Genomic DNA, 22,771 nt, shown 5'->3' with positions numbered 1-22,771 from the left:
CTTTAATAACATCTATAAAACTCTATAATTACAGCTAAATATACAAAAAAAAGAGCAGAAAAACTAAGTTTTCTACTCCTTAAATTATTATACTTATTACTTAAAGGACTTTTTCAGTGCCCTCTTTTTCAATCGGGATTTTTTTTATCTTATTTCTATTGGCTTCTTAGATTTTATTTTTATTACATAACATGGTTTAGTAACTGCCATTGTGGCTACTCCTTTAGGTTCAATTTCTTTTAAAGTGACAATTACTTTGTCAGCTAATTCTTCTACCTTTTGAACTTCTAGAGTATAACCACCTGATTTTTTTTCACCCATGTTGACTAATATAAAATTACAAGTTTCTATATCTTCCTTTTTTACATAGGGTTTTATCATATCATCTGTTAGTAAAATATTAAATTCCTTTTCATCTGATACAATTTCGTAAAATTGAAAAGAGGCTCCACCATATTCACTACCAAAAAGAACATCATACATAGGTTCTGAAATCATTGGAGGTTTTGATGAAGAGCAAGAAAAAAGTGTTATAACTAATAAAATTGCAACGAGTTTTTTTATCATGATAAATTTATTTGCTTAGATTTTTCAATTGCTTTTTGATAGATTTCTTCATAAATTGGCAATATATTTTTTATGTCAAATTGTTTTGCTACCGATAAAGCATTTTCTTTAAACGCATTTAAAGTGTCAATATTGCTTAAAATTTTTATAGCATTTTCAGCCATTTCATCAACATCACCTACATTACTTAAATATCCTGAAACTCCGTCAAAATTCACTTCTGGCAAACCTCCAGAATTACTTGAAATAACAGGAACAGACCAAGCCATTGCTTCTAAAGCGGCTAAACCAAAACTTTCTGTCTCAGATGGCAATAGAAATAAATCTGAATAAGAAAGAATTTGATCAATTTCATTACTATTTCCAAAGAAAATCACTTTATCTTGAATTCCAAGTTCTTCGCACATTCTTTCGGCAATCTCTCGTTCTGGACCATCACCTACCATCATCAATTTGGCTGGAATTTGTTGTTGTATTTTGAAGAAAATCTTAACTACATCAGGAATTCTTTTTACTTTTCTGAAATTACTTATGTGAGTAATTATACTTTCATGCTTTTCAGCCATTACAGAACGTTGGCAAGATATCAAGGGTTCATTGCGATGCTTTTCTAACTCTATAAAGTTTGGAATAACATGAATTTCTTTATTTATATCAAAATGTTTATATGTATCGTCTTTTAAACTCTGCGAAACAGAAGTAACTACATCCGATTTGTTGATACTGAAACAAACAGCTGTTTTATAAAATGGATGCTTTCCTACTAAGGTAATATCAGTGCCATGAAGCGTTGTAACCATTGGAATGTTAATTCCTTCATCTTTCAACATTTGCTTAGCCATATAACCTGCATAAGCATGTGGAATTGCATAATGAACATGTAATAACTCAATACCATATAATTTTACCATATCTACCAATTTGCTAGATAGTGCCAATTCATATGGTTGATAATGAAACAAAGCGTATTCAGGAACATTCACTTCGTGGTAATGCACATTTGAGTTTAGAAGTGCCAAACGAACAGGTTGCTTGTAGGTAATAAAATGAATTTCGTGTCCGCGATGTGCTAATTCAAGACCGAGTTCAGTAGCTACAACACCACTTCCACCAAAAGTTGGATAACAAACTATTGCTATTTTCATTGCTGATTTTTAGAAGTACGAAGTTACTGAAAATCCTAATGAAATTCGTTAACAAATAATTAAAAATCTATTTATCTAAAATAGCTTCTTGGATAATCTTCTGAATATCTTCTCTAATGTTTTCTTTGGAAAGTTTATTCACCTCTGTATTACCAGGATAAGTTCTGTTTGACAGAAACACATATACAATTTCAGTTTCTGGGTCAGCCCAAGCTATAGTTCCTGTAAAACCTGTATGTCCAAAACTCGACATGGATACACATCCACAAGTAGGACCTTCTTTTCCTAATTGAGGTTTGTCAAAACCTAATCCTCTCCTATTTCCTTCTGAACAGAAATGACACGTATTGAAAGTATCAAATGTTGAAGGAGAAAAATATTGTTTATCACCATAATTACCTTTTTGAAGATACAATTGCATCATTTTGGCAATATCCATAGCATTTGAAAAAATTCCAGCATGTCCAGCAACACCACCTTGCATAGCTGCTGTCATGTCATGAACATAACCTTGAATTATAGTATGACGAAAATAATTATCATTTTCTGTTGGTGGAATTACACTATAATCAAACTTTCTAAGTGGATTAAACATGGTATTGTTCATTCCTAAAGTTTTATAGAAATTCTCTGTACTCAATTTATCAAGAGTTTTTCCAGTAGCTTTTTCTAGATATTCTTTTAAAATGATAAAAGTAAAATCGCTGTATTTATATTCTTTTTTGTCTAAAAGTTTACTATCAGCAATCTGTTTTAAAATACTATCTTGATAATCATTTCTGATGTATAGATTCTCAGCAACTTGATAATTAAATCCTTCTTTATTATACAAACTATATATTTTATCAGATGGACATTTCTCAGCATCTAAAGTGTTTTTGTAAAAAGGAATCCACGCTTGTAGCTTTGCATAATGAGAAAGTAAATCTTTAAAAACAATGTCTTGCTTGTTGGTTCCTTGAAACATTGGTAACATATCGCCCAATTTGGAATCTAAAGTTACTTTTCCTTTATCATATTGTTGCATTACATTTGGTAATGTAGCTACCATTTTTGTAATCGAAGCTACGTCATAAATATCTGAATTAGATACTTTTGTTTGCTTATCATAAGTATGATATCCATAGGACTTTTGAAAAATAACTTTACCTCTTCTTGCAACTAAAATTTGCATTCCTGGAGCCATTTTACCATCAATAGCTTTTTTAGCGTAAACATCAATTTTAGATAAAATACTTGGACTCATACCTACATTTTCAGGTGCAGTGAACCCTAATCTATTTAATTTATCAGTTCTTAGTCCGAAACCTTCTTTAAACTCTTCGTTGATTGTTACAGGTAATTTTCCTTGAGGTTCAAAAGCACCAAAAAGTAATTGAGCACTAACTTCTTGAGCAATGTCACCATTTTGATAAGACATTACCACTCCTTCAATATCATCAAAACTTGATATTGCAGACAAAGAATAAGGTTTAGTAAAAGCATCTAAAATTACTACATTATTTTTAGCAATTTCTTGAAGCCAAACCAATTCTGTTTCAGAAAAATCATGTTTTTTCCAAGCTCTATCCGATTTGTGAAAACCTACTATGACAGTATTATAGTCTTTAAGTCTTACTTTAAGTGAGTCAATGTTATCTTCTGAAATTTCGGTTATTTCAGTATATTTTTTTATAGTGTTTACAAAAGAAGAATTTACATCATCACCCAACTTCACATATGCAATCTTTTGGTCAAGATTTTTGATTGGAAGAATGTTATCCTTATTTTTTAAAACCGTTGTAGCATGCTCGAAAAGTTGATATTGCAACGCATCTTTAAATGTAGTATTCAAATCGGATGCTATATTTTTTACATCAACTGGTTTATAGTTGTTCAATCCAATTTTGAACTTATGAGCCAATATTTTTTTAACCGATTTTGCTAAACGCTCTTCTGTAATTAGTCCATTATTATAGGCTTCAGAAATTTTTTGATAAGCCAAAGGAACATTTTCTGCAAAGAGTAAAATATCATTTCCAGCCATAAAAGCTTCTAAATCGATATCTCCGGGTTTCATGAACTTACTTGCTGCTTTCATATTCAAGGCGTCAGTAAAAATCAAACCATCAAATCCCAATTCCTCTTGAAGCAAATTAGTTACCACATTATACGAAACAGAAGTCGGAAAATTATCTCGTGGCTCAATACTTGGAATGTTCAAATGGGCTACCATAACAGAGACTAATCCTTCATCAAACATTCTCTTGTAAGGATACAATTCAACTTTTTCTAATCGGTCTTTTGTAAAATTCACCAAAGGCAGAGCATAATGAGAATCTAAAGCAGTATCACCATGTCCTGGAAAATGCTTTCCTGTACAAAAGACACCTTCACTTTGAATTCCTTCCATTATAGCAATGGCGTGCTCGGTAACATTTACTTTGTTTTCACCAAAAGAACGATGTCCAATGATAGGATTTTTAGGATTGGTATTAATATCTAAAACTGGAACGAAGTTGAAATGTGCTCCAATTCGTTTGGCTTCTTGAGCCATATTCCTACCCACTTTTTCTATAAGTCGCAAATCTTTTATTGCTCCAAGTGTGGTATTCCATGGATATTTGTAAGTGGAATCTAAACGCATACTCAATCCCCATTCTGCATCAATTCCAATAAACAATGGCACTTTTGATTTTGCTTGAAAACGATTAGTCAATTTGGCTTGTCGAACTGGACCACCTTGAAAAAATATTAATCCTCCTACTTTATTTTGAGTAACTAACTTTTCAACAGCATTGAAATGAACAGTATCCTTATTAGAATATGCAGCAACCATAAACAATTGTCCAACTTTTTCTTCAAAAGTCATTTGAGTATAAATACTATCAACCCATTTAGTTTCTAATGAAGTTTCTTTGAAATAATTTTTACGCTCTGATTTTGGAACTGGAATATAAAGATCTTCCTCAATTACTAACTCAGGTTTTTTAATTACACCAACAGAAGATTTGCCCTTTGTAGGTCCGCAATTGGTTACAAAAGTTATTATTACAAACAATAAAAGTAGCTTACTTATATTTTTCATGAAAGGAGATAAAAATTAAAAGAATCTACTGTGCCAGCTTTCACTTGCAGGAATTTCCCAACCTTCATTGAGTTCTTCAATAGTATTAACGAGATTATTGAAAACTATTGTGTTTTCAGAAACCGATTTATCTTTTGCTAGTTTTTTAAATTCTAAAAGTGTTTTATAAGTAATAAATTCGCCTTGTTTAAAAGCAACATTCATTTTATCTAATAAATCTACACTGTATTTTTGTTCTAAGTTTTGAATAAATCCAACCGATGAATCTATAGAACATCCAGTTGCAGGATGAAATTCTTGATTAACAGATATAATAATAAAACGATTATATTTTATTGTAAATGAAGCTTCTAGTGAAGTTCCGTGAGCTGACCAATTTTCAATAAATTGCATCAAATCTTTTTCAATTTCAGCAACTTCTTCATCAGAAAATTTTCTACTGGATTGGTAAATCCATATTCTAGATTCTTGAGGTAAATTTTCAAATGGTATGTACATTGTAATATCAGATTTTTGATATTAGATATTAGATATTTAAAAACTAATATTTAATTTATTATTTTATAAATCTTGAGCATTTGCTATTAATTCGGCAATATCAAGAACTTTTACTTCAGCTTCTTTTTCTTTGTTTTTAACTCCATCAGTCATCATAGTATTACAAAAAGGACAACCTGCTGCAATAATATCTGGTTTGGTTTCAAGAGCATCTTCGGTTCTTTCGATGTTGATTTCTTTGTTTCCTTTTTCAGCATCTTTAAACATTTGTGCTCCACCTGCTCCGCAACAAAGTCCGTTGGCTTTAGAACGTTTCATTTCAACCAATTCGGCATCCAATTTTTGAATTAAATCTCTCGGAGCTTCATAGATATTGTTAGCTCTTCCTAAATAACATGGATCGTGAAAAGTAATTCTTTTACCTTTAAATTGTCCACCTTCAATGGTTAATCTGCCTGAATCTAGTAATGATTTAAGAAATTCTGTATGATGAATAACTTCATATTTTCCACCTAATTCTGGATATTCATTTTTTAAAGTATTGAAGCAATGCGGACAAGCTGTTACGATTTTCTTAGCTTCATAAGCATTTAGAACCTCAATGTTCATCATGGCTTGCATTTGAAAAAGGAACTCGTTTCCAGCACGTTTTGCAGGATCACCGGTGCAACTTTCTTCTGTTCCAAGTACGGCAAATTCTACATTAGCACGATTTAAAATTCGTACAAATGCTTTGGTTATTCTTTTTGCTCTATCGTCAAAACTTCCTGCGCAACCCACCCAAAATAATACTTCTGGTTGCTTGCCTTGAGCTAACATCTCTGCCATTGTTGGCACGTTCAATACTTCTGACATCTTTTAATTTTAGATTTTAGATTTTAGATATTAGATATATTTTGAAAATCTAATATCTAAAATCTTATATTTAATATTACTCATGTTGTCCATCGTCAAAAACCTCGATGGTTACTTCTTTTTCTATTAAATCAGTGAATTTTCCTCTGTAACGAGTCGCTTTCACTAAATGATTATCAATCCAATGGTAATTTCCTCCACGAGGTTTTCCCATTACCATTCCATGATATTTAAAACCGTGTTGTTTTAACCAACGCTCAGTATATTCTCTATGCGCTTCTGTTCTAGAAGTGAAGAAAAAGATAATGTGACCTTCGTCATACCAACGATTTAATGTTACTAATGCATCTGGATATACCTCTGCGGTTAACATTCTTTCTGGTTCTTCGTTTGGAATATCATCACAGATGGTTCCGTCAATGTCTATTAAATAATTCTTAACTCCTTCTGGTAAAATTGGACTTAAATGTTGTCCGTTTTCAGTAACTGGTTGTAAGGTTTTGTCAATGTCTTTCGCTTTCATTTTTTTTTTAATTTTATTATTTCACATTCATTTAGACAAGTTTCCAATCCTCACAACATGGAAAATTATCATTTATTTTAATTTTTTATTGTTCATCTTTCCAATTCAATCTATCCATTTGATTGTATTGCCATGGTGCACCATTATTTTCAATATTAGTCATCATTGCATTTAATGATTGTGGCGCAGCACTTTGCTCCATAACCAAGAAACGACGCATATCCATTATAATTGACAATGGACTAATATTAACTGGACATTCTTCAACACACGCATTACATGAAGTACACGCCCATAATTCTTCTGCTGTAATGTAGTTGTTTAATAACGATACGTTATCTGGAACAAAAACACCTTTATTTTTATCAATATTTCTTCCAACTTCTTCTAATCTATCTCTTGTGTCCATCATGATTTTACGTGGAGACAATTTTTTACCTGTTTCATTAGCTGGACAAGCAGAAGTACAACGTCCACATTCGGTACATGTGTATGCGTTTAATAATTGCACCCAATTCAAATCCATTACATCTGAAGCACCAAATTTACTTGGAACTGCATTTTCATCAACAGGTTGCGCTGCGAATGGATCGGCATTTGGATCCATCATTAACTTTACTTCTTTGGTAACACTTTCTAGATTATCAAATTTTCCTTTAGCATTTAAATCCGCAAAATACGTATTTGGAAACGCTAAAAGAATATGTAAATGCTTTGAGAAATATAAATAGTTTAAGAAAATTAAAATTCCGATAATGTGCAACCACCAAAATGTTCTTTCCAACATGAATACCAATTGGGTACTCATTCCGTCAAAAATTGGAGTTAGAAACTGTGAAATTGGAAACGAACCTGCTTTTTCATAATGACCAAAAACTTCTGGAAGATTTTGAAGATGCAAATCAGCAGCGTTCATTAAAAGGAATAATGACATTAGAACAACTTCAAAATATAAAATGTAATTCGCATCATTTCTTGGTTTACCATCCAAATCAGAACTTGCAAAACGCTTAAGTTTAGTAACATTTCTTCTAATCCAAAAAATGATTACAGCAACAAGCACTAAAAAGGCAAGAATTTCGAACGAACCAATAAGCACATCATACAAACCACCCATGAATTTGAAAACTCTATGCGTACTAAAAAGTCCGTCGATGATGATTTCTAATAATTCAATATTGATGATTACAAAACCTACATATACAATAATATGAAGAAAACCTGCAACAGGTCTTTTTACCATTTTAGATTGACCAAGAGCAATCATTGCCATGTTCTTCCATCTTTCAGAAGAATTATCGGAACGGTTTACATCTTGTCCAAGTTTAATGTTTCGGATAAGTTTCTTTACATTAATTGTAAAATATCCAAATCCTATAATTAATAATAGTGCAAAAAATATATTGGCTAAAATTCCCATAATAGTCGTTTTATTCTATTTAATTGTATCGTTTATTGGCGCAACGTAAGGTTTGTTTTTCTTTCCGAAAAGTGAAACGTTAACATAGCGTGTTGGGTTTAATCTTAAGTCTTGTAATAATAACTCCAATTCTTTAGAAGTTTTGGTAAAATTATTATACATCGCGTCGTCTTTCATCAATTTACCCATTGTTCCTTTACCAGATTGCATATCGCCCATCATTTTATCAACGTTGGCAAGTGTTTTTTCTAAATTCTTAACCGTTTGACCAATATTTGCTTTAGCCAAAGAATCAGAAACTTTAGAGAAATTTGCAGAAGCTTTTTCAACATTCGACATAGTTCCACTAATTTTAGACTTGTTTTGAGCTAACATTTCGTTTACTTCTTTTGAAGCACCTTTAAATTGTGCTAAAGTCTCGTTTAAGTTAGCCAAACTATTTCTAAGATTCTCTTTAGATTTTGCATCCAAAACTTGATTTACATTTTCTAACATTACATTAGCATTATCAAGAAGTTTGGTGATTTTATCTTTTAGAGGTTCTATTTGCTTTGCTAATTCATCTGTTAAACCAAGTTTGCTTGAAGAAATTAGAAAATCGCCATCTACAGCATCTTGACCTTCTTTAGTTGGTGAAATAGATATTTGTTTTCCACCAATTGGACTTGGAGCATAAATTTCGGCAACACTAGTTTTCTTAATAGGAAAATCAGAATTGATTTGCATTTCAACTTTAATTTTTCCTGTTTCATTATTGATAACTATACTATTTACTTTTCCAACAACCAATCCGTTAATAGTAACAGGAGAAGAAACTGTTAATCCTTCAACATTGACATATTCTACATATAAATTTTTGTAGTTAGTAAATAAGTCTCTTCCTTTTAAAAAGCTATAACCCCAAATAAATAATAAAATAGAGGCAATAACTAAAATAGCGGTTTTAATTTCTCTTGATAATTTCAAAATTGTTGTTTTTTTTAGGTTACAAAAATAGTATATTATTTGATAACATCTTTCACATCTATGCTTTTCCCATCTTTAAAAGCAATAATAAATGCTGATGCGTAACCTTTGTTTTTGGCATCTTGTAATAATTTTTTGGCTTCATCGTAATTTGATGTTTCACTATACATATATTTATAGATACTATTATTGTAAGAACTAGATATATTTTTCAATCCATTGAAGTTGCTTGGTGTAGTTTCTAACTTCTTAGAACTAGCCGATATTTGAACTTTAAACACCACTCCTTTTGCAGTTGGTTTTGCTTCAACTTTAGGTTCCGTTTTTTTAATAACAGAATCTACTTTCTTTGGTTCTGGAGTAGTTTTTATTGGTTTGTCTTCAACTCTTTGAGATGGTTTTATTTCTGGAGTTGCATCTACTTCACCACCATCAAAGAAATCTTTTTTGTAACTGATGATAGCTTTAGCAATAGCTTCAGCAATATCTTGTTGCCCTTCCTCAGAATCTAAAATAGCTCCTTCAACTGAATTTGATAAAAAACCTGTTTCAATAAGAACTCTCGGCATGTAAGCTTTATGCAAAACCATATAAGGAGCTTGCTTTACGCCTCCACCTCTACTTTTTTTACCTAAATCTTGCACAAATCTATCTTGAATTTTACCAGCTAAAGCAATACTATTTTCAATAAATTCTTCTTGCATAATAGTCATTCCAAGCATCGTTTCTGGTTTGTTAGGATCAAAACCTTGGTATTTTTGCTTATAATCCTTTTCATAAGTAATTACCTCATTTTCTCTTTTTGCAGCTTCAAGATTAGAAGCATTTTTAGACATACCCATTACATAAGTCTCAGTTCCATCCGCAACAGTATTCTTGTTAGCATTACAGTGAATAGATACAAATATATTTGCATCAGCTCTGTTTGCGATATTGGCACGTTCTACCAATCCAATGAAAACATCGGTTTTTCTTGTGTATATAACATCTATGCTAGAGTTCTTTTCTAATATCTTACCAACTTTTAAAGTTATGGCCAAGTTGATATTCTTTTCGATGTGACCATTATATACTGCACCATAATCATGGTCTCCATGTCCGGCATCTAAAGCTACTTTAAATTTATTGGATTGCGAAAAACCAATTAAGGAACACAACAATAATGTTAAAGAAAACGTATATTTGATTCTATTTGTGTTAATCATTGTTACAAAAGTTAATTTTAATTAAAACTGCAAGGTTATAAATTTATTATTTATCTATTTTTGACGAAAAATAATATGTAAGTTTGGCTCTTCAAAAATCAAGCCATATTTTTACAAAAATAGCATTTAAACCTTTGCGTACAAACTTATTTTATATCGTTTTATCAGCATATTTCCTAACAATTGGAAGTTCCAATTTATTTGCGCAAGATTTGCCTAAAAGTAAGAAATCTTTTCCTGCTAAAAATCAAGCAAATAAGCCTGAAAAACCGTTAGAATCAGAACCTGATTTACCTAATCCTACGATTAAAAAAATTGACACTTTAAAGCTCGATACCGTTAAAAAAATGAAATCAGTGCTTGAAGGAAAGGTAAAATATCGTGCAAAAAAGTATGCTAAGTTTGACCAAAAGAAAAAAATAATCACACTCTACGATGGTGCCGAATTAAACTACTTAGACTACGAATTAAAATCGGGTATTATTGTTTTTGACTACGAAAAGAATGAAGTTTATGCTGGTAGATTAAAAGATTCTTTAGGTAACTACACCCAACTTCCTTTATTTAAACAAGGTTCCAATATTGTTGAACCCGATTCCATCCGATTCAACTACAAAACTAAGAAAGCGTTAATTTGGAATTCTAGAACATCACAACAAGAAATGAACATAAGAACAGATGTCGTTAAAAAAGAAAACGATTCTGTTTATTTTATGAAAGGCGCTCGAATCACTACTGCCAAAGATCTTGATGATCCTGAATACTATTTCTTTGCAAGAAAAGCCAAATTAGTTCCAGGTAAAAAAGTAGTTGTCGGATTGACAAACATGTACATAGCCAATGTACCAACACCAATTGCGTTGCCTTTTGCCTTCTTTCCTATTACAGAAAAAAGTCGTTCAGGAATTATTCCACCAAGTTTTGGTCAAAATAATACTCGTGGTTATGCTTTACAAAACGGAGGATATTATTTTGCTTTAAGCGATAAATATGATTTGACCGTTCTCGGTGATTATTTTACCAACGGAAGTTATGCCTTGCGATTTGAATCGAGTTATGCCAGTAAATATAATTTTAACGGAAATGTAAACGTACGTTTTGAAAACCAAATTAATAGCGAAAGAGGTTTTCCTGATTATTCTAAAAGTAGAGTTTATAACATTCAATGGTCGCACATGAAAGACCCTAAATCGAATCCGAATTCTAGATTTTCGGCTTCTGTAAATTTAGGAAGTAGTCAATATTTTCAACAATCCATAAATATTGCAAATATTGGTTCCTCGTTAAACAATACTTTAAATTCGTCTATTTCCTATCAGAAAACATTTAATTCTGTACCGCAAGTGAACTTATCGGTTACGGCAAATCATTCACAGAATACCCAAACCAAGCAAATAAGTATGACTTTACCAACGCTTCAGGCAAGTGTTGACAGAATATTTCCTTTTGCTCCAAAAGATGGAATCAAAAAAGGGTTTATCAAAAACATCAATTTACAATACAACCTTAGAGCTGAAAACCAATTTCAAACAACGGACACTTTATTTTTCAAAAAAGAAATGTTTGATCAAGCTAGAACAGGAATGCAACATTCCATTCCCTTAAGTACTAACTTTAAAGTATTCAAACATTTTAGTGTATCAACCTCGGTTAATTATCAAGAAACTTGGTATTTAAAAACCATTAGAAAAGAGTTTCAAGTCACTTCAAACCCACCTGGTCTTCCTACTGGAAAAGTGGTTACTAGAGATGTAAATGGTTTTGATGCTTTTAGAACTTACTCGTTTTCAAACTCTATTGGAACGGTAATTTATGGTACCTTCAAATTTAAAGAAACTGCCAAAATTCAATCGATTCGTCATACTATTACACCTTCTATTTCTCATAGTTATTTGCCAAGTTTTGAAAAATATTACGATACCTATGCTTCTGACGCAAGTGGAACGATGGCTAGATATACAAGATTTGAAAACGGTGCTTTTGGTGCACCGGGTGAATCATTTGCTAACAATATTGGATTTAGCATTAACAATAAATTTGAAGCCAAAGTAAGAGATAAAGATTCTACTGCAACTGCACCAAAGAAAATTATTTTATTAAACAACTTGACTTTTCAAGCTAATTATGACATGGCAGCGGATACTTTACGTTGGTCGCCAATGCGTATTAGTGGTGGAACTTTATTGTTCAAGCAAAAAATGAATGTAAACTTTGCTGCAACTTTAGATCCTTATGCACTTGGTGCTAAAAATCAAAGAATCAATACTTTTAATATTGAAAATGGTGGTGGACTTTTTAGAATGACCAGCGCCAATATGACTATAAATTATTCGTTAACCAGTTCTAAAGACGATAAAAAGAAAAATATTCAAGGTGCCAGAAATGGTGGTCGTGAAGATGATTTATTTGGAAATAATGCCGAAATAAATTTACCCCAAGAAACTGATCCAAATGAAGAGGAAGAAGAGGAATTTAGTGGTTTTTATAATGCCGAAATACCCTGGGATGTTAATTTAGCTTATTCGGTCACCTACTCCAATTTGAGTGGTGAAAAGAAAATCTCCAGTCATTCCTTGATGGTTTCTGCAAATACTAATTTGACACCTAAATGGACTATCGGAGTTTCCTCTGGATATGATTTCACCAATAAAGGTGTAACTTTTACTCAGATACGTTTGAATCGTGATTTAATGAGCTGGAACATGAGTTTCAACTGGTCGCCATTTGGACAAAATTCATTTTGGGGATTCTTTATTGGAATCAAAGCTGGTGTCTTGAGTGATATTAAGTATGACAAACAACAACAAAGAGATCAAACGTTGAGATAATTTTAGGTTTTAGGTATTGGGTGTTAGGTGTTAGGTTTTAGGTGTTAGATTTTAGATATTAAATTTATGAAAAAGATAATTATTACAGATAAGGCTCCTGCTCCTATTGGACCTTACAATCAAGCAGTTTTGGTGGGAAATACACTTTATACTTCTGGACAAATTGCTTTGAATCCTGCAACAATGGAATTGGTTTTAGACGATATCGAAACCGAAACCAAACAAGTAATGGAAAACATGAAAGCCGTTCTAGAAGCTGCTGAAATGACTTTTGAAAACGTAGTAAAAACAACGATTTTCATCATGGATATGAACGATTTTGCCAGAATAAACAGCGTTTACGGAAGCTACTTCGACGAGAAAACAGCACCAGCAAGAGAAACCGTGCAAGTAGCTGGTTTGCCTAAAGGTGTAAATGTTGAAATTTCGATGACTGCTGTTAAGTAGAAACACCAATTACTAAGGTAAATTTTGAAAATTATTTTGTAGCTTTGATTACTACAAACTATATTTTTAGTAATGAAACGTCTTTTAAATATAGCTTTATTCATTGCCTTTCAATTTTGTTATTTAGAATGGCCTCCTAATAATGCTATGTTTATTTTTCAAGGTGAAATAGAAATTTTCTCTAAAACTGAAAGTTGGATTAGCAACTTCACGCATCCTATAATTCTTATTGGATTTTTAACTCAAATGGTATTGCTTTTAGGAGCTGTCATTCCCAACTTTAATAGAAAACTTAATACTTTAGCCGTTCTTCTTTTGGGTATTTTAGTGCTTTTCTTTTTCTTTATTGGAGTTATGGCTTTGAATTACAAAATTGCTCTATCAACTCTTCCCTATTTAGTATTGATGCTTTTGTATTTTATTAAGTATAGAAAATTGTGATTTAAAATCAAGTAAAACTACCTAGTGATTTTTTGAAACTATTTATCTATATTTGGTTTCAATGAATTAAATTATTTTTCATCTAAACCTAAAGCTATGAAACAAACTACCCTATTGCTTTTACTTCTTTGTATCAACTTTTCTTTTGCTCAAGATAAAGAAACTATTACCATACCAAAAGGAATTGTTTACAACTATTGTGATCCTAAGGTAGTTGAAAAAGCCAAAAAATTAATCGCACAATATTTATCAAATTCTGATAACAATAAATTATTGCAAAATACTTTAATAATTGGTCCAGAGTTGTGGAAACGCTACAAAGACAATAAAAAAATTCAAGCCATTGAAAAAGGAAGAGTTGAATTTCATGTAGATAATTTAATTATCGAAGGAAAAATGAGTCAGGACGTTGAAGACACTAAGATTATTTGGGAAGAGTTTAAAAATGAAGTAGCGCAAGATTTTACAATACGAAAAGCTAATGAGCAGGAACTTCGTTATTATTGGTCGGTCATATCGTTTGACATTGATGAGCCGTTGCTGATTGTTGAAACTAAAGAGCATAATTATATTTTAAACATTCTAAAAAAAGATTTAAAATTGATGTGGCTAGACGAAGCTCCAAGATTGAAAACCGAAAAAACTATAGCTGAAAAAGGAAAAAAAGAAACTAGGATTGAAAAAATTAAGTTGTTGAATACAGATGAAGAACTCAAAGAAAATACAAGCTTAGAAGATATTAAATTTATTTTAGACAGAACCAACTTAATTTTTGAAGAGCTATTCAAAACTTCGACTAAATCTGGAAGAATTTTTATTCAATTTGAATTAAAAAAAGATACCAATGAGATACGATATGCTGTAAAAGATGACATTGATGAGGAACTAATGAAAGAATTTGAGAAAAGAATCAACAACGAGAAGTTTCCCAATTCTAAAAAAGATGCTGTAAAGTTTCAAATAGTTTTTATAGTGAATTCGGTTAGTGATATGGAGTAATTGATTTGTTATTAATTATTTATCAATTTCAGAATTGGCTTTTTTAAATAATAACGCTTTTAGTTGGATTTAGTGAAAAACAGGTATTTCTACGTAGTTTATATTTGTAGGAATTGGTTATATTTGGGAAGATTTTTAGACTGTTGTATTAGGATGATAGTGTCAGACTTATATACAAGTTAGCTGCAATTGTTGAGATGAAGACACCTTAAATTAACAACATTATGGAATTAGAAGAATTGAGAAGAAAATGCAAAAGATTTTTTTGGTGTGAAACTATTTCTGACTGCCAGGATTTGCTTGATATTTACATAGATTTTTTATTTCAAGCTGTAGATATTCACCATGACGAAGATGTAAATGATTACGCAGAAGCTGACGCAAAAATTTTGATTCAGATGATGATGACAAAAGCATTGCATATTAAAAATGTCCTTGATGGTGTATCATATGTTTCAACAACTGGTAAAAGTTTAAATAATATAATTGATTCAACTATACTCGCTTCATTAATTAGAAATGTTTACGAAACTACAGGAATGTTTAATCTAATATATAGAGTAACTAAAGATAAATATGAAAGGCAAATAATTTATTTTCTTTGGGTTCATGCTGGTCTTTCATATAGACAAAGATTTGATTCAGTTCTAACAACTGAAGAAAATAAAGAAAAAGCAGAGCGCGAAAAAAAACAGATGGATAACATTCTAATTGGAATAGAAAACAATCCTATATTTCAAAAACTAGATGAAAAAAATCAAGGAAAAATTAGAACTAAACTAAAAGAAAGAGACTATTTGATAAGATTTCAAGATGACCAAGTTGAATTTTTAAGTTGGAGAGAATTAGTAAAAACGATGAATATTAGAGAAGATAAATTAGATCATATTTACGGCTACTTTTCTCTTTATTCGCATCCATCAAATGTTTCAGTTTTTCAATATGCTAACATGTTCACGAAAGGAGAAGAATCATATATTAAATTAGCTATTTTTAATATGCGTGTAGCTTTTTTTATGTTTAGTATTTTTATTGCAGATTATATTAAACTATTTCCTAATGCTCTAAAAACGTATGAATCAATGGGAATAGTTGAACAAATAGTGATTAATTTTCATAATTCACAAGCTCGCGGGCATGAATTTGACATCAATGATTCTTGGAAAGCTACAGGATAAAACAATTGTTGCTAACAAGCGTTTAGCAAGATTGCGAATTTTGAAGTAAATTCACGTTTAATTTTCGCAAGAAATATTATATTTAACAGAAAATAATCAGTTCCGAAGTTAGCAACTGACGCCAAGCTTGGGAACGTTTTTGGATGTATGTGTATAATAAAGTTATAAATTTACAATAGTTAGCAGAAATTTTACCGAAAATGAAGAAATATGATAAATATAAACTCCGATAAAGATTTCTTTGACAAAATAAATGTCGCAGAAGAAAAAACATATCCAATATTTTTGACTGAATTAAAGTTTGAACCATTTAGACATATTTCAGAATTAAAAATTTGCTTTAAAAATCCTATTTCAATAATTTCAGGAACAAATCGTTCAGGTAAGTCAACTATTTTGATGGCTTTAGCGTGTTGTCATTATGACTTTTTAAAGAGAAATCCTAAAAATGGTAATTTAGAAAGACACACTTGGGGTTCTTTGATGAAAACAACATCACACGATATTCAAAATGAAGATTGGACATATTTCATTACATATAAAACTGGAAAAAAAATTGAAACAAAAAGAGGACAAAGAAAAAAAAACACAAAAAAATGGAATGGTATTGGAAAAAAAGAAAGTCAATTTACTCATAGACAAGTTATATTTATTGATTTAGATAGAATTGTTCCTGCTAGATTTTATAGTGATAAAATGTATAGTTTGTCTAAAAAAGCCACAACACAAGCAATATCAACAACAAAAGTTTCAGAAATAGAAAAATATATGTCTTTTATTCTAGAAGAAAAATTTGAAATAAAAAAAATTGCCCAACATTTAGATAAAGAAACCTTCGAATATAATAATCAAAATCATTACTCAAGTTATAATGCTGCAACAGGCGAAGAAGTATTAACAAGAATTATTGTTGACATCGTTGAAGCTCCAAAAAATGCTTTAATATTAATTGATGAAATTGAAATGGGTCTACATCCAAAAGTTCAAAGAAGATTAATTGATGTAATTAGAAATATTTGTACAATAGAAAATAAACAATTTATTATTACAACTCATTCAGGTACAATTTTAGATTCAGTAAATGATTCTTCTAGAATTTTTATTGAGAAAAATCCTAAAGGAGAATACAAAGCAATACAAAACATAAGTGTAAGTGCTTCGTTGTCCAAAATGGATTCAAAATCTTATCCTCTTATTGACTTATATTGTGAAGATTTAGAAGCAAAAAAAATAATCAAAGAAGCAATAAAAGCTGTTGAAATAAATAAAAACATTAATAATTTTTCAGAATTAATAAATATTATTATTTCAGGAAGTGCTGACAAAACTTATACTCATTTCATATCTCATATGGAAACGTATGAATTAAAAAAAATAAAATCTGGTTTTGCTTGCATTTTAGATGGTGATATGAAAAATATGAAATCAAATAAAGGTGCTTTAACTTTTCCTCCAACAGAAAATTTACACTTTTTGTTTTCAAATGAATGTCCAGAAAAATTTTTAACAAGGGCTTATTTAAGTGAAAACCCTAATGTAAATATTGAGTACTATTTAGAAAATGAAAACCCTCATTATTTATTCAAAACAATAATTGAAAATTCAAATTTAAAAGATGCAAATGAAGTCTTTGACTATTGTTGGAATTTAGTAATAAAATCAGAAAAAGGAAAAATATATTTTGAAACTTTACAATTATTTTTAATAAATATGGTAAAAAAATATTCACCTGAATTATAAAAAAAAACATCTTACAACAGCCGTTTCAAGAAATTGCTAGGCACTGGATTTATTTAAAATCGAAAAGGTTTTTATTTTAAAGTTTATCTATATTTGTTAAGGCTTGTCTTAGTTCATTGCCACTTCTTGAAGCCGTTAAACGTTATAGCCAATTTTACAGATGACAACAAAAAAAAACGTAATTATAATATCAATTGTACTCATTAACATTTTTTTAATAGTAATCTATTGTAAAAAAACTAATGAGTTATGTATCGGTTGTGGAGGTTGTGAATATGAAAAATTTACAGATACTATAAAAGTTGAAAAGATAGTTTATAAAAGTGATTCAATAGACTACATAAATTTTAAATCTACAGTTAATTCTAATCTCAAATATCAAGAAGATTCGTGGGAATTAAGTTTTCGAATAGGAAAAGATTTTAGCGAAAAAGAAATTAAAGATACGTTGAATAAATACTCAATAACTGGAGAAAGGATTACCAAAGGAACTTGCACTCCGTATAGTATAAAAGATATGAAACTAATTAAAAAATAAGAAACTGGCTATAATAGTAGTTTCACGAAATATCAGGGCTTGCACTTGTCTATGCATCGACAAGTTGATTAAATAATTTGAATACTATGAAAAAACTATTTATCGTTTTGTACTTATTGTTTTTTAGTGTCAACTCATTATTTGCACAAAATAAAGCTCTTAGTGATGGTAAATATCTTGTAAAATTAGATTCCATAAGTAAAAAATCGGGTTTTAAAGACTATGAGGTTTACATTGAAAAAGAAAGTGTTTACCTATTTTTAGCCAATAAACTGGATGGGTTAGAAATAGTTTGGTTAGATGATAAATCATTCAAAATATTAGGTCTTACCGAACCTTTAAACCCAACAGAACTTGAAAAGAAAATTTTAAAAGACACGAATATTTGTTTCGAAATTATTACTATTGTTGGCAATGAATGTTCTTTTAAATTAGAAGACAAAAAAAACAATAGAATAATTTATTCTGGAACGTTTGTAAAAATATAAAAAATCAAATAATGAAATATTTCTTATTAGTATTCTTAATGATCACTTCTAACATTTATTCACAAGAAAACAGTGATAAAGTCTATAATAGTTCAGAAGTTGACGAAAAACCTGATTTCATCGGAGGTATGAAAGACTTTTATAAGTTCACAGCAAATAATTTCAACATACCTTCAGAAGGATTAAATGGAAAAATTATAGTTGAATTTGTAATAGAAAAAGACGGATCAGTAACTAACATTAATGTTATACAAGATATTGGTTTTGGAACTGCTGAAGAGACAATTCGTTTTTTAAATAAATGTCCAAAATGGAATCCTGGTAAAAAGAATGGTGAAATAGTCAGGACATTGTATAGACTTCCAATTACACTTCAGCAAGGTTAAACTGTAACAAGTCTGAACTTGACGAAGTTGGCGGTTGTACTGATGGACCAAGCGAAATTGATTTTAAAAAGAAAATATATTGGATTTGCTAATATAAAAATGCCTATTCTAAACCAAAACAACAAATGAAGAAATTCGCATTTATAATTTTACTACTATTTTCACAAACAACATTTTCACAGACAAAAATGCGACCAATTGAAGAACTAATAAACGAAACCGATTCGGGTTGGCCATTCGTAAAAGAATGGATAAAATCAGCAAAAAATAAAGTTGAAATCTTGTCCGTTGATAAAGAAAAAGCAAAGGATGCTTTATATAAAACTCAAGTTTCAACACGTTCGCCAATGGGTTCAATCATGTACGAAACCGGCGGAATATTAATTGACAATGGTTGGATAAGAATTTTAGGCTCAGGAAATGCAAAATTAAACCGAAGTTTACCTGAATGGAATCTTGGCAAAAGTTTTACAGAGTTTGGTCAACAAGCTCCATTTCTTCTAGTAGCAGATGATGCAATTGGCGGATTCTTTATACTAAATGGTGGCGCACTTGGAAAAGACTTGGGCAAAATTTATTATTTTGCACCAGATAGTTTAGAATTTGAGCCTCTTGATTTAACCTATTCTGAATTTTTAAATTTTTGCTTCAACAACAATCTTGAAGAATTTTACAAAGGTTACCGATGGAACACTTGGAAAGAAGATGTTGCAAAACTAAATTGTGATGAAGTATTTAATTTCTTTCCTTATTTGTGGGCAAAAGAAGGTAAAGATATCGAGAAAGCTTCAAAAAAAGAGATTGCAATTGAAGAGCAGTATAACTTGAATTTAGACTTTAGAAAACAATTAGGAATAGAAAAATAATAATCAACCCATGGAAAAAAACAACCCACCAGTATTTACCTTAACCATTGTAGCCATTATCGTTGGTTCAGCACTATTCAAGCAAATTGATTTTCAAAACTTTACAGTGGAGAAAAAGGCGCTTTCTGCTATTTACTTTGTAACGTTTGCTGCTTCGGTTTATATTTTGGCAAAGCATTATATTGGTAAATTAAAGAAGTAAGAAATACAATGGATATTTCAAATTCGTACAAATGGTTTATAAAGCTTAAACTAATAAATTTTATTCCTTGGCATTTTGACGAAGAATTGAATTTAGATTCGATTGGTAACAAAAGATTTAAAATTGAAAATAATTCAAACAGAGAAGTTATTACATTCGGAAAAAGACAAGATATGGATACATACGCTGGTTTTGAAGTAATAAATGGAAAGCCTTGTGAAAATGTAATAGTATTTCATCCATCATTTCAAAAAAACACTTCCGACTGGAATATAATTGAAAATGAATATTCAGATTTTTTTCAATTTATAAAAAATCATGTTTTGACCGATATGAAAGAATGGATTGATGATGAAGATTTAGATGAATATTAATTTGTTGTCAGAAAACTAATTTATTTTAAAAACAATACTTCCCTACACCTACCATGATGACTTATGGATATTGGTTTTTTAGTTTTTACTTCAAAAGGCAATCCATCAGAATTTTTTTGATATTCGATTGAATTGCAATACACTAAATTAGCAAAGTCATTTTCGTTTTTAACAACAACTGTTTTTACGATTTCATTTTCGATTGTAGTTTTTCCATAAAAATCGGTTTCAAATAACTTTACTTTTGAAAAATAAGTAGCTTCAATTAAGTTTAGTGATTCAATTTTTATTTTTAAAGGATAAAAGCCTCGATTGTAGCAAATTCGTTGGTAAGCTTTATAAGTACTTTCTTTTATACTCCAAAGCATCCAAACCATTTGGTCTTGATTGTTGGCGTTTTTAATAAAATCCTGCTCAATATTTGAAAATAATTTATCTAGATAACCTTTTCGTTTCCAGTTACTTTCCTTTTTGGCTAAAATTAAATCAACTACGTCATTACCAATCATTTTTTTTCTGCTAATTTAGTTTCGATAATAGCTAAAGCCGCTTTTATGGTTAGCATTTTTTCCATTGATTCATTATCAATGTTAATATCAAATGCTTCTTCTGTGTCTAAAACTATGTCAACCAAATTGGCAGAGTTTATTTGCAAATCATTAATAAAATCGGTCTCCTCAGTGATATTTTGAAACGCTTCCTCGTTTTTAACAAACGGTTTTACAATCGATTTTAATTTTTCTAAAGTTTCTTCTTTGTTCATAGTTTATTTATATTTCTTAAAAATGACACATCCATTGACATCGCCAAAACCAAAACTAGCTTTGGCAACAATAGTAATTTCTTTTTCTATTCTATTTTGAGGGATTTTGGATTCGTTTATCAATCCAGTAATTTCAGGATTCAAGTCTTCACAATTCCTATTTGGAAAAATAAATCCGTGATGAATTTGCAATACTGAAGCAACACTTTCAACACTTCCGGCTGCTGACAAACAATGTCCAACCATTGATTTTAAAGAATTAATAAAGGGAAAATCAGTTCCTTTTCTATTCAATGCTTCACACCAATTTTTAATTTCCAAACTGTCTTTTGAAGTAGCGGTTAAATGTCCGTTAATGGCATCAATCTCATTTGCAGAAATGCCAGCGTTATCCATCGCATCAACAATACATTTCTGAACAGCAACTGAATTTGGAGCTGTCATGGTTCCTTCGCCACGTTGTCCGCCAGAATTTATATTTCCACCTAAAATTTCTGCATAAATTTTGGCACCGCGATTTAAAGCAGTTTCTAAATCTTCAATAATTAAAGCGCCTGCTCCACTTCCTGGTACAAATCCAGAAGCTGTTGCGCTCATTGGTCTTGAACCATTTTCTGGTGCATCATTGTGTTTGAAAGTACAAACGCGCATGGCGTCAAATCCACCCCAAATGTAGGGTCCAGAATCGCTCGTGCTTCCTGCAATAATTCGTTTAGCATGACCTGATTTTATGCGTTCATAAGCCATCAAAATACTTTCCGTTCCTGTGGTGCAAGCTGATGAATTGGTAGTTACTTGATTTCCCAAACCTAATTTTCCTCCGATATAAGCACTTACTCCAGAATTCATGGTTTGAGCAACGGCAGTACTTCCTAATTTTCGGGTTTGAAAATCGTCAATCTTATAAATACTTTCTCTAAATTTATCTATTCCAGAAGTTCCGGTTCCGAAAATGGTTCCCGAATCCCAATCAGGATTTTCGTTATTTTCAATTGATAATCCAGCATCTTTCCAAGCATCAAGAGCAGCAATTACACCATATAATATTCCAGTTGAATTGAAATTTCGTAATTCTAATTCGGTGAAATAGTTCAACATCAATTCTGTTGAAATTTCAGGTTTGCCCGATATTTGACAGGAAAATTGTAATCGTTCGAGTTCAGCATCGTGTTTTATTCCAGAAATCCCATTTTTGATGGCATGAGTAAACGCGTCAAGACCTACTCCATTTGGAGCAACTATTCCTAAACCTGTTATTACGACTCTTCCCATTTG

Annotated in this window: 24 protein-coding genes; 12 read left to right on the top strand and 12 right to left on the bottom strand. The window is 30.7% G+C overall.

All coding sequences use genetic code 11. From position 1 onward, the window contains the following. Positions 1–144: 144 nt before the first annotated feature. The 9 genes from ACIQ06_RS08865 to ACIQ06_RS08825 all read right to left on the bottom strand — a co-directional run bounded on the left by ACIQ06_RS08865 (position 145) and on the right by ACIQ06_RS08825 (position 10,246). The gene (locus ACIQ06_RS08865) at positions 145–567 is read right to left on the bottom strand and encodes a protease complex subunit PrcB family protein (RefSeq protein ID WP_396145544.1); all 423 of its coding nucleotides are present in this window, start codon (positions 565–567) and stop codon (positions 145–147) included. Beyond that, on the bottom strand, positions 564–1,712 hold the full coding sequence (gene bshA, locus ACIQ06_RS08860; RefSeq protein ID WP_396145542.1) for an N-acetyl-alpha-D-glucosaminyl L-malate synthase BshA: 1,149 nt from the start codon (positions 1,710–1,712) through the stop codon (positions 564–566). The genes ACIQ06_RS08865 and bshA overlap by 4 nt, the downstream gene beginning before the upstream one ends. A gap of 67 nt (positions 1,713–1,779) precedes the next feature. After that, positions 1,780–4,779 carry a glycoside hydrolase family 3 N-terminal domain-containing protein gene (locus ACIQ06_RS08855; protein ID WP_396145540.1) on the bottom strand — a complete coding sequence of 1,000 codons (3,000 nt, stop codon included), beginning with the start codon at positions 4,777–4,779 and terminating at the stop codon, positions 1,780–1,782. A gap of 15 nt (positions 4,780–4,794) precedes the next feature. Further along, positions 4,795–5,277 carry an ABC transporter ATPase gene (locus ACIQ06_RS08850; RefSeq protein WP_396145538.1) on the bottom strand — a complete coding sequence of 161 codons (483 nt, stop codon included), beginning with the start codon at positions 5,275–5,277 and terminating at the stop codon, positions 4,795–4,797. 63 nt (positions 5,278–5,340) lie between these two features. After that, positions 5,341–6,132 carry a (Fe-S)-binding protein gene (locus ACIQ06_RS08845; protein WP_298303987.1) on the bottom strand — a complete coding sequence of 264 codons (792 nt, stop codon included), beginning with the start codon at positions 6,130–6,132 and terminating at the stop codon, positions 5,341–5,343. 76 nt (positions 6,133–6,208) lie between these two features. Further along, a complete protein-coding gene (locus ACIQ06_RS08840) occupies positions 6,209–6,655 on the bottom strand; it encodes a phosphoheptose isomerase (protein WP_396145537.1) in 447 nt (148 codons plus the stop codon). An 85-nt stretch (positions 6,656–6,740) separates the two neighbouring features. Then, positions 6,741–8,075 carry a 4Fe-4S dicluster domain-containing protein gene (locus ACIQ06_RS08835; RefSeq protein ID WP_396145535.1) on the bottom strand — a complete coding sequence of 445 codons (1,335 nt, stop codon included), beginning with the start codon at positions 8,073–8,075 and terminating at the stop codon, positions 6,741–6,743. A 15-nt stretch (positions 8,076–8,090) separates the two neighbouring features. Further along, positions 8,091–9,041 (bottom strand): MlaD family protein, encoded by a 951-nt coding sequence (locus ACIQ06_RS08830; RefSeq protein ID WP_396145534.1) that lies wholly within the window; start codon positions 9,039–9,041, stop codon positions 8,091–8,093. Between the two features lie 35 nt (positions 9,042–9,076). Continuing rightward, positions 9,077–10,246: an N-acetylmuramoyl-L-alanine amidase gene (locus tag ACIQ06_RS08825; protein WP_396145532.1), complete on the bottom strand. Its 1,170-nt coding sequence runs from the start codon at positions 10,244–10,246 to the stop codon at positions 9,077–9,079. Positions 10,247–10,329: 83 nt separating this feature from the next. Here ACIQ06_RS08825 and ACIQ06_RS08820 point away from each other — a divergent pair, with 83 nt between their 5' ends. The 12 genes from ACIQ06_RS08820 to ACIQ06_RS08765 all read left to right on the top strand — a co-directional run bounded on the left by ACIQ06_RS08820 (position 10,330) and on the right by ACIQ06_RS08765 (position 20,733). After that, a complete protein-coding gene (locus ACIQ06_RS08820) occupies positions 10,330–13,074 on the top strand; it encodes a putative LPS assembly protein LptD (RefSeq protein WP_396145530.1) in 2,745 nt (914 codons plus the stop codon). Between the two features lie 66 nt (positions 13,075–13,140). Continuing rightward, complete coding sequence (locus ACIQ06_RS08815; protein WP_345094596.1) at positions 13,141–13,521, top strand: RidA family protein; 381 nt, start codon at positions 13,141–13,143, stop codon at positions 13,519–13,521. 72 nt (positions 13,522–13,593) lie between these two features. Then, positions 13,594–13,962 carry a hypothetical protein gene (locus ACIQ06_RS08810; protein ID WP_396145528.1) on the top strand — a complete coding sequence of 123 codons (369 nt, stop codon included), beginning with the start codon at positions 13,594–13,596 and terminating at the stop codon, positions 13,960–13,962. A 96-nt stretch (positions 13,963–14,058) separates the two neighbouring features. Next, positions 14,059–14,961, top strand: a complete 903-nt coding sequence (locus ACIQ06_RS08805; protein ID WP_396145527.1) for a hypothetical protein — start codon at positions 14,059–14,061, stop codon at positions 14,959–14,961. Between the two features lie 224 nt (positions 14,962–15,185). Further along, the gene (locus ACIQ06_RS08800) at positions 15,186–16,139 is read left to right on the top strand and encodes a hypothetical protein (RefSeq protein WP_396145525.1); all 954 of its coding nucleotides are present in this window, start codon (positions 15,186–15,188) and stop codon (positions 16,137–16,139) included. Positions 16,140–16,349: 210 nt separating this feature from the next. Then, positions 16,350–17,879, top strand: coding sequence for an AAA family ATPase (locus ACIQ06_RS08795; protein ID WP_396145523.1), 1,530 nt, complete (start codon positions 16,350–16,352; stop codon positions 17,877–17,879). 160 nt (positions 17,880–18,039) lie between these two features. Further along, entirely contained in the window at positions 18,040–18,417 is a 378-nt protein-coding gene (locus tag ACIQ06_RS08790) for a hypothetical protein (protein ID WP_396145521.1), read from the top strand. An 86-nt stretch (positions 18,418–18,503) separates the two neighbouring features. After that, on the top strand, positions 18,504–18,905 hold the full coding sequence (locus ACIQ06_RS08785) for a hypothetical protein (protein WP_396145519.1): 402 nt from the start codon (positions 18,504–18,506) through the stop codon (positions 18,903–18,905). Positions 18,906–18,916: 11 nt separating this feature from the next. Further along, entirely contained in the window at positions 18,917–19,291 is a 375-nt protein-coding gene (locus ACIQ06_RS08780; protein ID WP_396145516.1) for an energy transducer TonB, read from the top strand. 125 nt (positions 19,292–19,416) lie between these two features. Beyond that, complete coding sequence (locus tag ACIQ06_RS08775) at positions 19,417–20,157, top strand: DUF2625 domain-containing protein (protein WP_396145514.1); 741 nt, start codon at positions 19,417–19,419, stop codon at positions 20,155–20,157. A gap of 10 nt (positions 20,158–20,167) precedes the next feature. Continuing rightward, positions 20,168–20,359 carry a hypothetical protein gene (locus tag ACIQ06_RS08770; protein WP_396145512.1) on the top strand — a complete coding sequence of 64 codons (192 nt, stop codon included), beginning with the start codon at positions 20,168–20,170 and terminating at the stop codon, positions 20,357–20,359. A gap of 8 nt (positions 20,360–20,367) precedes the next feature. Next, a complete protein-coding gene (locus ACIQ06_RS08765) occupies positions 20,368–20,733 on the top strand; it encodes a hypothetical protein (RefSeq protein ID WP_396145510.1) in 366 nt (121 codons plus the stop codon). 20 nt (positions 20,734–20,753) lie between these two features. On the opposite strand, the gene ACIQ06_RS08760 is transcribed toward ACIQ06_RS08765, so the two are convergent. From ACIQ06_RS08760 to ACIQ06_RS08750, 3 genes are read right to left on the bottom strand one after another with little or no spacing between them, the layout of a single operon-like run. Then, on the bottom strand, positions 20,754–21,242 hold the full coding sequence (locus tag ACIQ06_RS08760; protein WP_396145508.1) for a 4'-phosphopantetheinyl transferase superfamily protein: 489 nt from the start codon (positions 21,240–21,242) through the stop codon (positions 20,754–20,756). Further along, a complete protein-coding gene (locus ACIQ06_RS08755; protein ID WP_298303955.1) occupies positions 21,239–21,496 on the bottom strand; it encodes an acyl carrier protein in 258 nt (85 codons plus the stop codon). The genes ACIQ06_RS08760 and ACIQ06_RS08755 overlap by 4 nt, the downstream gene beginning before the upstream one ends. A gap of 3 nt (positions 21,497–21,499) precedes the next feature. Further along, positions 21,500–22,768, bottom strand: coding sequence for a beta-ketoacyl-[acyl-carrier-protein] synthase family protein (locus tag ACIQ06_RS08750; RefSeq protein WP_396145506.1), 1,269 nt, complete (start codon positions 22,766–22,768; stop codon positions 21,500–21,502). Positions 22,769–22,771 lie beyond the last annotated feature (3 nt).

The sequence above is a fragment of the Flavobacterium sp. genome (assembly GCF_044341265.1).
In the GTDB taxonomy this organism is placed as follows: domain Bacteria; phylum Bacteroidota; class Bacteroidia; order Flavobacteriales; family Flavobacteriaceae; genus Flavobacterium.
Note: the sequence above shows the minus strand (reverse complement) of the source record. Positions and strands in the feature narration are given on the sequence as shown.